Origin of the sequence: Alienimonas sp. DA493, from assembly GCF_043951915.1 — a bacterium.
In the GTDB taxonomy this organism is placed as follows: domain Bacteria; phylum Planctomycetota; class Planctomycetia; order Planctomycetales; family Planctomycetaceae; genus Alienimonas.
In genome coordinates this window covers 1-10,414 of record NZ_JBINJD010000175.1, presented here as the reverse complement: position 1 = coordinate 10,414, position 10,414 = coordinate 1, and the positions used below count along the sequence as shown (strand labels likewise).

General features: G+C 73.0%; 9 protein-coding genes and 1 pseudogene. 6 read left to right on the top strand and 4 right to left on the bottom strand.

Translation table 11 applies throughout. From position 1 onward, the window contains the following. Positions 1-798 (top strand): annotated as a pseudogene (locus ACG2DA_RS19410) (hypothetical protein); the annotation flags it as partial. A gap of 103 nt (positions 799-901) precedes the next feature. On the opposite strand, the gene ACG2DA_RS19405 reads toward ACG2DA_RS19410, so the two are convergent. Then, positions 902-1,462 carry a DUF309 domain-containing protein gene (locus ACG2DA_RS19405; RefSeq protein ID WP_395257901.1) on the bottom strand — a complete coding sequence of 187 codons (561 nt, stop codon included), beginning with the start codon at positions 1,460-1,462 and terminating at the stop codon, positions 902-904. Between the two features lie 355 nt (positions 1,463-1,817). Here ACG2DA_RS19405 and ACG2DA_RS19400 point away from each other — a divergent pair, with 355 nt between their 5' ends. From ACG2DA_RS19400 to ACG2DA_RS19390, 3 genes are read left to right on the top strand one after another with little or no spacing between them, the layout of a single operon-like run. Next, positions 1,818-2,555: a MotA/TolQ/ExbB proton channel family protein gene (locus ACG2DA_RS19400; RefSeq protein WP_395257899.1), complete on the top strand. Its 738-nt coding sequence runs from the start codon at positions 1,818-1,820 to the stop codon at positions 2,553-2,555. Beyond that, on the top strand, positions 2,552-3,496 hold the full coding sequence (locus ACG2DA_RS19395; protein ID WP_395257897.1) for a hypothetical protein: 945 nt from the start codon (positions 2,552-2,554) through the stop codon (positions 3,494-3,496). The genes ACG2DA_RS19400 and ACG2DA_RS19395 overlap by 4 nt, the downstream gene beginning before the upstream one ends. Next, positions 3,493-4,098: a hypothetical protein gene (locus tag ACG2DA_RS19390; RefSeq protein WP_395257895.1), complete on the top strand. Its 606-nt coding sequence runs from the start codon at positions 3,493-3,495 to the stop codon at positions 4,096-4,098. Before ACG2DA_RS19395 ends, ACG2DA_RS19390 begins: the two co-directional genes overlap by 4 nt. 60 nt (positions 4,099-4,158) lie before the next feature. Here the strand turns inward: ACG2DA_RS19390 and ACG2DA_RS19385 are convergent, their stop codons facing one another. From ACG2DA_RS19385 to ACG2DA_RS19375, 3 genes are all read right to left on the bottom strand, one after another. Beyond that, positions 4,159-5,163 (bottom strand): GNAT family N-acetyltransferase, encoded by a 1,005-nt coding sequence (locus ACG2DA_RS19385; protein WP_395257893.1) that lies wholly within the window; start codon positions 5,161-5,163, stop codon positions 4,159-4,161. 88 nt (positions 5,164-5,251) lie between these two features. Then, positions 5,252-6,223, bottom strand: coding sequence for a transketolase family protein (locus tag ACG2DA_RS19380; protein WP_395257891.1), 972 nt, complete (start codon positions 6,221-6,223; stop codon positions 5,252-5,254). 78 nt (positions 6,224-6,301) lie between these two features. Further along, positions 6,302-7,150 (bottom strand): transketolase, encoded by an 849-nt coding sequence (locus ACG2DA_RS19375; RefSeq protein WP_395257889.1) that lies wholly within the window; start codon positions 7,148-7,150, stop codon positions 6,302-6,304. Between the two features lie 183 nt (positions 7,151-7,333). On the opposite strand from ACG2DA_RS19375, the gene ACG2DA_RS19370 reads away from it, so the two are divergent. Then, positions 7,334-7,741, top strand: a complete 408-nt coding sequence (locus tag ACG2DA_RS19370; RefSeq protein WP_395257887.1) for a hypothetical protein — start codon at positions 7,334-7,336, stop codon at positions 7,739-7,741. A gap of 197 nt (positions 7,742-7,938) precedes the next feature. Next, complete coding sequence (locus ACG2DA_RS19365) at positions 7,939-10,362, top strand: autotransporter domain-containing protein (protein ID WP_395257885.1); 2,424 nt, start codon at positions 7,939-7,941, stop codon at positions 10,360-10,362. The last annotated feature ends 52 nt before the right edge of the window (positions 10,363-10,414 follow it).

Sequence of the window (10,414 nt, the reverse complement as noted above, 5' to 3'; positions counted from 1 at the left end):
GCGGCCGCGGCGGCGCCCGCCCCGGCCGGCGACGCGCTGGAGGACCCCTTCGCCGGGATGGTCACGCCGGCGTCCGCCTCGGCGACGACCTCCCCCGCGGTGACGACCGCCGACGCCGCCGACGCCGAGCCCGAAGCGCCCGACGGGGCGCCCGCCGAACCCGTCAACGGGGCGGACGCGGAGTACCTCGCCGCGATCGACGCGGCGATCGCCGCCGGCGAGGTGTTGCAGGCCCACACGGAGCTGTCCCGGCTGTGGTGGGACGCCCCGGCGGACCGCTCGGCGGTTCGCAGCCGGCTGGACGCCACGGCCCGGCAAATCTACTTCGACGCTTCCTCCCACTTCATGACGCCCCGCACCGTCGCGGCCGGCGAGACGCTGGCGGACGTCGCCGCGGACCTCGCCGTGCCGGAGATGTACCTCGCCCGGGTGAACCGCGTGGCGCCGGCCGCCGTCGCCGCTGGGGACGAACTGAAGGTGATCCGCGGCCCGTTCGGGGCGGCGCTGGACCTCTCCGGCGCCGGGGCCGGCACGCTGACGATGCACGCCCACGGCTACTACGCCCGGGCGTTTCCCGCCAAGGCGGTCGACGTCGAGCCGGGCGAGTACTCCGTCGGGGCGAAGGTCCGCAACGTCCGCGGCGTACGGATCCTGCTGACCGGCCCGGACGGGCAAACGCTGGTCCTGATGAGCGGCGAGGCCCCCGCCGGCCGCTCCGCGGTGACCCTGCTCCCCGCCGACGCCGATCAGGTGTTCGACCTGCTGGAGACGAGCGGCGTTCTCAGCGTCCGGCCGTAACGCTCCGGCGGCCCCTTCCCTTGTTGGCGCTGCACGCAGCAAGCCCAGGCCGGACGCGGGCGTCCGGCCTGGGCTTGTGACGGTTTTCGGCCTCAGTCAGCCCTCAGCCCAGCGGGGGCGTCTCGGGGGTGAGGACGAAGGGGAACACCCGCAGCGGCTCCCCGACGGGCAGGTCCCGCTTGTACGACAGCTGGGCGGCCCGGTCCGCGGCGAACTGCAGCGTGGTCAGTTCCAGCCCGCAGTAGTGCTCCTCGCCGCACTCGGCGGCGACGTCCGCGAACACCTCGCCGGCGCTGGCCGCGTGGCGGCGGACGCCGTGCACGCTCTGCTCGCGCACCTTCAGGCCGGCGGCGGCCATCTTCACCAGTCCCTTGAGGAACCGGCCGACCAGCGACTCCGGGTTCGACACCCGGGCCAGCCGCTCCCATTCGTCGTGGGCTTCCCAGTAGTAGCCGAAGTTGAAGTGGTCCAGCGCCAGCAGGTAGGCCGGGCTCTCGTTCCAACGCTCGGCGATCAGCGGTTTAGGGGTGCGGCCCTTCTTGCCGTGACTGTGCCCCTTGGGATCCCGATACGGGTGCGGCAGACCTTGGCCGGTGGTATAGGTATAGCTGGGCAGTTCGACGTTGGGGAGGAGGCGGGGGATCTCGGTCGCGGCGGTGCGCATCGGGGGCGGGGTCCGGCAAGCGGGAACGATAGGGCGGGGGCCGGACTCCAAACCGGCGTCGACCGGCGTCGCGGGGGCGAACGCCGGGCGGATAGAACGTCCCCCCGCTCCTCGGGGGGCCGCCGCCGTTCCTCCGACGCCGTCCGTGGGAACGGGAGGAAGGAAACGCAAACCGGCGGGAAGTGGGGAACCTCCCGACGCGATCGACGTTGACCGGGGCGGCCGGACAGGGTAACGAGCGAATCCGCGATTTCCGCCAGAAATTCATGCCCGGGGTGGCGGATTCTCACGAATACCGTTCCCGCCGCGGCTACGGTCGCCCTCCGTCCGCCCCCGTTCGCCCCGCCCCGCCGCCGTGACCGACCTGCTCGAACGGCTCTCGGAGCTGTCCACGACCGTGATCGCGGTCGCCTGCGGGGCGCACCTGCTCGTCTTCTGGGCCCTGGCGGTCTGGAGCGGGGGGAGCCTGCGGAAGCTCGCGTCCACGTTGGACGCCTTCACGCGCGGGTTGAAGCACCGCAGCGTGGTCGGATCGACGAAGGCCCTGCCGGATCAGATCAACGCGTTTCTGGCGGACGTGGGCGACGTGCTGGACGCCCCCGCCGGCGACCCCGCCGCCGCCGCCGACCGGGCGGCGCTGCGGGAGCGGATTGCCACGCTGGACGAGTCCCGCGGCTACCTGCCCGGTCTGTCGTTCGAGGCCGCCGCCAACAGCGCCCGCACGATGGTCGAGGCCTACCCGCTGCTGGGCGTGCTGGGCACGATCCTGGCCATCGGGGCGTCGTTGCAGGGGGGGGCCGACGGCGGGGACGTCACCGTGGGGGCGATCGTGGGGCAGTTCGGCAACGCCATCTGGAGCACCTTCGCCGGGCTGGCCGCGGCGATCCTGCTGATGTTCGTCGCCAGCCTGCTGGAAGCCCGCTTCACCCGCCTGATGGAACTCCGCAAGGACGTGCGGGCCGCCGTCGCCCGGGCCAAGCGGGAACTGGCCCTCTCCGCGGCCTCGCCGGCGCCGTCCGACGAAGCCGCCCCGGCGACGAACGGCGCCCGCCGGGCCGCGACCGGGGCGGGGCTGTCGGGGGAGGGGGCATGACCGGTCTGCGGCTGCGATTTCAGCTCACGCCGCTGCTCGATCTGTTGTTGATCGTGGTGTTCGCCCAGTTCCTGGAGGGCAAACAGGCGGACGAGGTCCGCGACGAACGGGCGGAGGAACTGATTGCCGCCCGGCTCGACGCGTTGGACGAGGAGCGGGCGGAGCTGGACGAACTCCGCGAGGTGCTGAACGAACGCAACGTCCGGTTGGAGGAGGAACGCGACCGGGCGGTCGAACTGGCCCGCAGCGCCGTGCGGACCGCCCGGGACGTGGAGGCCGCGGCGAACCGCTCCGCGGACCTGCTGACCGAACTGCTCGACGTGCCGGAGGCGATCGCCGAGCAGATCAGCCCCGAACCCCGCAGCGACGCGGAGCGCGACCTCGAAGCGGCCCGCGAGCGGGTCGCCCAGTTGCGCGATCAGAAGGGATTCGAGGTGCTGCGGTTCCTGGCGGGCTACGAGGAACTGCTCAAGCGGGCGGAAATCTGGACGTTGCACGTCCGCGGAGGGGGCTTCGTGGCGCTCTCGACCGGGGAGAACGTGGAGCTGATCCGGCTGGAGGCCGACGGCCAGCGGGAGCGGGCCGAGGAGTTCGTCCGCAAGCTGTTCGCCGCGACCAAAACGCTGCCGCAGCCGAAGGGGCTGGTGGTGATTCTGGTGTCGTTCGACCGCACCGCCCGGGCGGGGGTCTACCAGCCGGTGCTGGACGGGTTGGGCGAGGCGGTGCGGCGGTTGGAGGTCGATCAGGGGGGCCGGACGCAGTACGAGTTCGCCGTGCTGGGCGCCGCCCCGGAGCCGACCGCCACCGAGGGCACGCCGGACTCCGCCGCCGGCCCCGACCCCGTCTCCGGACAGCCCGCCGAGTCTCCCGCCGGGGGTGGTACAATGGAGGCGCCGCCCGCCGCGGCGCCGCCCGCTTCCCCCCAGGACCCGACTCCGTGAGAAAACGCACCGCCGCCGCCGGAGGAGCCGGGATCGCCGGGCTGCTCGCCCTCGGCCTGATGTACCTGCCGGACTGGGAGATGGGGTCGCTCGGCGTGCCGTCGGGCGGGGGCACGGACGTCACGGAGATGACGCTGGACCCCACCAGCCCGGAGGCCGCCGAGGAGGTGGAATCCGCCCCGATCTTCGATCCGGACGCCGACGCGACGCCGGTCACCCCGGAGATGGTCGAGTCCGGCGAGGCCGGGGGGCCGAACGACGTGACCGGGACCACCGGCGACCCCCTGGAGGCGGAGGGCCCGCCGCTGGCCGTGGTGGACGTGCTGGTGGACGGCGGGGAGTACTTCGTGATCCGCCGGTTCGCCGCCGACGGCACGGCCGACCGGGACCCGATGACGCTCTCCGGCGTGCTGGACCTCGCCGCGCAGGTGGAGGGCGCCCCGGACGGCGTGAAGGTCCGCGTCTCCCGCACCCCGAACGCCATCGCCGGCGCCGCCACCGACCTGATGGACGCCCTGCGGAAGAACGGCTTTCAGGAGGACGAGATCGACTACCGCCAACGCTTGGTGACGAACGCGCCCCCCGCCCCCCCGGGCGGCTGACGCGAGAGTCGTCGCCGTTCTCTCCCGAGAGCGCTTTCTCCCCCAAAGGCGCGGGGGCGTCTAACCTTCGCCCAGTTCGAATCGCGTGCCGTGGTCGATCGGGGTGAAGCCGATTCGGGCGAGCAGGGCGAGGGCCTCGGCGTCGGCGGCGTCGGCGTGGATCTCCAGTAGGTCGACCGCCTCCTCCCGCAGGCGGCGGGTCGTCTCCAACACCAGGGCGTGCAGGTGCGGCGGTCCGCCGCCGGGGCCCGCTTGCAGGTCGCGCAGCCCCACCGCCCGGCGGTTCCAGGCGGGGCCGTACAGGTCCAGCCCCACCAGCGTGACGCCGGCGATCGCGGGGCCGTCCCCGGCGTCCCGGCCGCGGGCGGCGAGTTCGAACCGCAGCGTGTCCAGCCGGCCGTACCGCGTCGCCCACCAGCGGTCCGATGCGCTCGGCGGGGCGGTCCGCAGGGCGGCGTGGCGGCGGGCGGCGAGCACCTGAAAGCCCGCCCGCTCCCGCAGATCGGTCGGGCGTTGCAGGATCACGGTGCGGCCCCGCTCCCGAAAGCCGCAGGCCTCGGCGAACGGCTTGGCGGCCGGGTCGCTGTCGAGGAACCCCGCCGGGGCGCTTCCCCCGTACAGGCCGACCAGGAAGGGCGACTCCGCCGGCCCGCCCCCGGCGACGATCCGGCTCGCCCCGCGTTGCCGCAGCGAGTCGACGGCCGCCTCCATCAACTGCCGGCCCAGGCCCCGGCCGCGGGCGTCCGGGTGCACCAGCACGGCGTCGATCGCCCCGATGCGCTCCTCGGTCCCCGGCCGTGCGGGCAGGAGCCCGGTGAGGGCGAAGCCCAACGTCCGCTCGTGCCGGCGGGGGGTCTCGCGGCGCGGGGCGGCGTTCTGCTCCCCGGCGGACTCCACGGCGAGGATCAGCCCGCGGGGGTCGAAGTGCTGCTGGGCGAGGACCAGATGATCGAATACGTCGATCGTGAGTCCCTGCACGGCGCCGCGGCCCAACCCGGCGGCGTTCCACAGGCGGACCAGCGCCGGGGGATCGCCGTTGCGGAAGGGGCGGAGGGTGAGGGGCACGACGGGGGCCGGCGGAACCTGTGCGGCGCGGGGGTCACAGCGGGGCGGACCGGGACCGGTCCGCCCTCGAAAGCCGCGGCGGGCCGCTCTAGCCGCGGAGGGAGCGGACGGCGTCGGCGACTTTCTCGGCGGTCAGGCCGTACTTCTCCAGCAGGCCGGCGGGGTCGCCGCTCTCGCCGTAGGTGTCGCCGATGTTCACGAACGCCATGCGGGTCGGCGTGGTGGCGGAGAGGAACTGGGCCACGCGGGAGCCGAGCCCGCCCTGGGCGAGGTGCTCCTCGGCGACGACGATCCCGCCGGTCTCGGCGGCGGCGTCGGTCAGGGCCTGCTCGTCCAGCGGGCTGACGGTGTGCATGTCGATCACGCGGCAGTCGACGCCCTCTTTGGCGAGGGCCTCGGCGGCGTCGAGGGCCATGGAGACCATCATGCCGTTGGCGACGATCGTGTAGTCGCCGCCTTCCCGCAGGCGGATGGACTTGCCGATCTCGAACTCGGCGCCGTCCTCGTAGACGACCGGGGCCTTGGGGCGGCCGAGCCGCAGGTAGACCGGGCCCTTGTGCTCCAGCATCGCCTTGGTGGCGGCCCGGGTCTGGGCGCCGTCGGAGGTGACGATGACGGCGACGCCGGGCAGGCTGCAGGCCAGGCCGACGTCCTCGACGCCCATCTGGCTGGCGCCGTCCTCGCCGATAGAGATGCCGGCGTGGGTGCCGACCAGCTTGACGTTCTGCTTCGGATAGGCGACGGCCATCCGGATCTGGTCGAACGCGTTGTTCAGCAGGAAGCAGGCGAAGGAGGCGGTGACGGCGGTCTTGCCCATGCTGGCGAGTCCGCCGGCGACGCCGACCATGTTCGCCTCGGCGATGCCGACGTTATAGGCCCGGTCCGGGTACTTCTTGGCGAACCACTCGGTGCGGGTGGAGTTGCCCACGTCGCCGTCGACCACCACCACCTCGGGGAAGTCGGCGCCCAGGGCTTCGAGGGCGCGCCCGAAGGCGTCGCGGGTGGCGTCGCCCATCGGGCGGGTGGTGGAAACGGAGCGGTCGTCGGTCGCGGAGGCCATGAGTGCGTGTGCGGGAGGAAGCGGTGCGGGAGGGAGAGGGATAACGCGGAGGCCCGGCGGGGCCTCCGCGTTACGCGGTCACGCCTTCGAAAGATATTCGAGGGCTTCCTTCGCCTTGTCCGCGGGCAGCGGCTGGCCGTGCATGTTGGTGTCGCCCCACTTCTCCATCAGGGGCAGGATGCCGGCGCCCTTCTTGGTGTGCGAGACGATGCAGGTCGGCTTGCCGGTCTCGGCCTTGGCCTGCTTCAGGGCGTCCATGACGGCGTCCATGTCGTTGCCGTCGACCTCCAGGGTGTGCCAGCCGAAGGCTTCGCACTTCTTGGCCAGCGGGCTCATGTCTAGGACCGCGTCGGTGGCGCCGGTCTGCTGGTAGCCGTTGACGTCGATGATCCCGATCAGGTTGCCGCAGTTGTACTTGTCGGCGGCGGCCATCGCTTCCCAGACCTGGCCCTCGTCGATCTCGCCGTCGCCCATCAGCACGTAGACGTAGCCGTCCTGCTTGTCCGCCTTCATGCCCAGGGCCATGCCCAGGCCGATGGAGAGGCCCTGACCCAGCGAGCCGGTGGAGGCTTCCATCCCGGGCAGTTTGGCGGCGTTGGGGTGGCCCTCGAAGGGGCTGCCCAGCTTGCGGAGCGTCATGATCTGCTCCTCGGTGAAGTAGCCGCGCTCCGCCAGCGCCGCGTACAGCACGGGGACGGCGTGTCCCTTGGAGAGGATGAAGCGGTCCCGGCCGGGATCGCGGGGGTTCTCCGGGTCGAGCTTGAGGAAGCCGCCGAAGTGCAGGGCGGTGACGACCTCCGTGGCGCTCAGGCTGCTGGAGGGGTGCCCGCTGCCGGCCTCGGTGGTGATCTTGATGATCAATTCCCGAATCCGCTTGGCTTTGGCCTTCAGGCCGTCGGAATCGAGGGAGACGGCTTCGAGGGCCACGGGCGCAGGCTCGGTTCGGGACAACGTGAGGACGATCGGCGAACGGCGTCGCCGGTGCGATGAGATCGCCGGGGCGGAGCGTTCGCCGGGGCGAGGGGGCGGGGCGGTCCCGCGGGCGGCTATGCTAAAAGCGCCCCCCCCGGCCCGCAACGCACCCGACCCCGCAACGCACCGCTCGTTCCCGTGCCCTCCGCCGCGCGCTTCTCCGACGACGACCTCTCCGCCTACCTGCGGGAGCAGTTGCCGGTCGGCCGCAGTTCGGAGATCGAACAGGCCCTGCGGGACGACGCCGCCCTCCGTCGCCGGCTGGCCGCGGTCGCCAGCGGGGCGGAGGAGGGCCGCAGCGTGGGGGCGATCTGGCGGGAGGCCCGGCTGAGTTGCCCGACCCGCGACGAACTCGGCGCCCTGCTGCTGGGCGCCCTGGACCCGGAGGTCGAGCGCTACGCCCTGTTCCACGTCCGCGAGGTCGGCTGCCGGGTCTGCGCCGCGAACCTGGCCGACCTGGAGGAGGCGGCCTCGAAGAGCCCGGAGATCGCCCAGCGCCGCCGCCGCGTGTTCCAGACCTCCGCGGGGCGCCTGAAGGCGGAGTAGCGGAGCCGGGAGCCTTCGCACATGAGGGAGCGGGCGCCGCTTGCGGTTGCGCGACCCGGTTCCCGGTCGCGGGTCACGAGCTGTCAAGCTGACCGGGTTGCAGTGGCTGTGGCGACGCTGTGCGGTGGGGCGGATTGGCGGAGGACGAGGGTCGATAGGGACAGCCGGCCCCCCGTTTAGCACGTCAAGGACGACGCATGCAGTTCCTTCCCTCCGCCTCCCGCCGCTTCGCCGTCGGGCCGACGGCGTCCGGCCGTCGGCGGGCGACCGGCCCGGCGGGGATCGCCTGCGCCGCCCTGGCGCTCGCCGCGCCCGCGGCGACGGGGCAGGAGACGCACCCCACGCTGACGCTCTCCGCCTCGAAGACGGTCACGGACGCCTACGCCGCGACCGGGGGCAACCCGCTGGGCCTGGACCTGCTCGTCACCGGCCCGGCCCGCACCGCCGCCCCAACGACCTTCGCGGAGGCGCTCGGCACCACCGTCAGCGGCGGCATTTTCGAGATTGGGGCCGGCGCGAGCGCCGCCCTCGCCGGCGTCTCCCAGACCGGCGGGGCGACCGTGTTCAACGGTTCTGCCGAGACCGCGTTCAGCTACTCCGAAGGGGGCGCCGGACCGACGGTCACGACCCTGGCGGACTACGCCCTCTCCGGGGGAACCCTCGATGTGAACTCGGGCGGCTCGCTGGAGGTCGGTACGTTCGCCACCTCCGGCAGCGGGCAGGCCGACGTGTTCGGGACGCTCGACGCCGAAGCCGCCGTTCACCATTCCTCCTCGACGTTCAACGTCGGGACGTCAAGCAATCGGACGGGCACGCTGAGGGCGAACTCCGTCACATCCTCGAGAAACCTCTACATCTACGGCTCGCTGGAGGCCGCGACGCTCGTCCACACCGGCGGGACGATGGGCGTCGCCGGGACGCTGGACGCGGGGACGTACCAGCAATCGGGCGGGTCGCTGACCGTGGCGAACGGCGGCGACGCGACGATTGGCGAATTGCTCGTGTCCGGCGGGAACGTCTGGCTGGTCGGCGCCGGAAACTCCCTCCGCGTCACTGACCGGTTCCGGATGGACGGCACGCTGACCGTGAACCCCGGGGCGACGTTTACGCTGGATCCGGGCGTCGTGCTTAGCGGTTCCGGCACGTTCAACACCGCCACGCCGTGGCTGCTGGGAACCGTGGCCCCCGGCAACAGCCCGGGCACGATGACCTTCGGCGGCGGGATCGCCACCGACGCCGCCACCCGGCTCGAAATCGAACTGGCCCCCGTGGCCAACCCCGTCGCCGGCACGGACAACGACCTGATCGACGTCACCGGCACCGCCACGATCAACGGCGGCACGGTGGTCGCCCAGCGCTGGGGGAGCGGGAGCTACACGCCCGGCACGGAGTACACCTTCCTCACCGCCGACACGCTGACGGTGAACCAGCAGTTCGCCGTTGTCAGCGACGTCGTGGGCGTGGGCTTCGGGTCCGCGTTCACCCCGGGGGCGGCCGGGTCCTACCGGCTGATCGTCACGCAGGTCGCCACGCCGTGGGACGTCGCCGCGAGTCTGAACCAGCGGGCCGTCGGCGGCGCCCTGACCGGGATCGGCAGCGGCCCGTTGGTCGCCGCCTTCAACGCCGTCCCGACCGACGCCGCCCGGCGGGAACTGCTGTCCGACTTCTCCGGCGAACTGTACGGCACGTACCTGACGAGTCAGGCCGCGGACACGGCCCGGTTCTTCGACTTCGTGACGAACCAGACCTTCGGCCCGCCGGGCTCCTGCGCCCACTGCGGCACGCCGCGGGAAGGGCTGAGCGGCTGGATCGCCGGCTACGGCGCCGGCGGCCGGGCCTACGGCGACGGCAACGCCCGCACTGCGGAACTCGGACTGGGCGGCACGGCGGTCGGCCTGAACCGCTGCTTCCCCGCCGGCCGCAGCGGCGGCGTCTTCTACGCCTACGAGGACAGCACGACCCGCGTGCCCGGCGCCTCCTCCACCGCCCACGCCGACGTGCACCGCCTCGGCTTCTGGACGCGGCAGGACTTCGGTTCGGCGTACCTCCGCACGCAGACCCAGGTCGCCTTCGCCGACGTGGACAGCCGCCGCGGCTTCGGCGGCGCCCTCGCCCCGGCGACCGGGCAGTTCGACAGCGTGACGAACGGCTCCGAAATCGAGGTCGGCCTGCGAAACGGCGGCCCCGCGGCGTACTTCGTTCCGGCGCTGGGCCTGCGGTTCCTGCACGCCCGGCTGGACGAGTTCACGGAGACCGGCGGCCCCGCGGCGCTGGCGGTGGAGGAGTCCAGCCTCTCTTCGCTGCGGGCCCGGGTCGGGTTCCACTCCGGCGCCGCCCTGCCGACGCCGCTGCCGGCGAGCGTCACCCTGGCGGCCTTCTACGAACGCGACCTGAACGCCTCCGGCGTCGGCGACGTGGACGCCGCCTTCGTCGGCCCCGCGGGAACCGTCGGCCCGTCCTTCACCGCCCGCGGCACGGACTTCGGCCGCGACCGGCTGATCCTCGGACCGGGTCTGACGCTCGGCGACGGCCCGGCCCGCATCGTCGCCGATTACCGCGCCGGCATGACGGAGAACGCCGTCGAACACGCCGGCGGGGCGCGGTTGGAAGTCTGTTACTGAACCGCTCGGCGCCGGACGCCGACCGCTTGCGGTTTCGCGGGGCCGGAGAGCG

What these genes read in the sequence shown, in the direction of transcription:
- ACG2DA_RS19380 (WP_395257891.1), bottom strand. Translation starts at nt 6,223, where the DNA reads ATGGCCTCCGCGACCGACGACCGCTCCGTTTCCACCACCCGCCCGATG.
- ACG2DA_RS19395 (WP_395257897.1), top strand. Translation starts at nt 2,552, where the DNA reads ATGACCGGTCTGCGGCTGCGATTTCAGCTCACGCCGCTGCTCGATCTG.
- ACG2DA_RS19365 (WP_395257885.1), top strand. Translation starts at nt 7,939, where the DNA reads ATGCAGTTCCTTCCCTCCGCCTCCCGCCGCTTCGCCGTCGGGCCGACG.
- ACG2DA_RS19405 (WP_395257901.1), bottom strand. Translation starts at nt 1,462, where the DNA reads ATGCGCACCGCCGCGACCGAGATCCCCCGCCTCCTCCCCAACGTCGAA.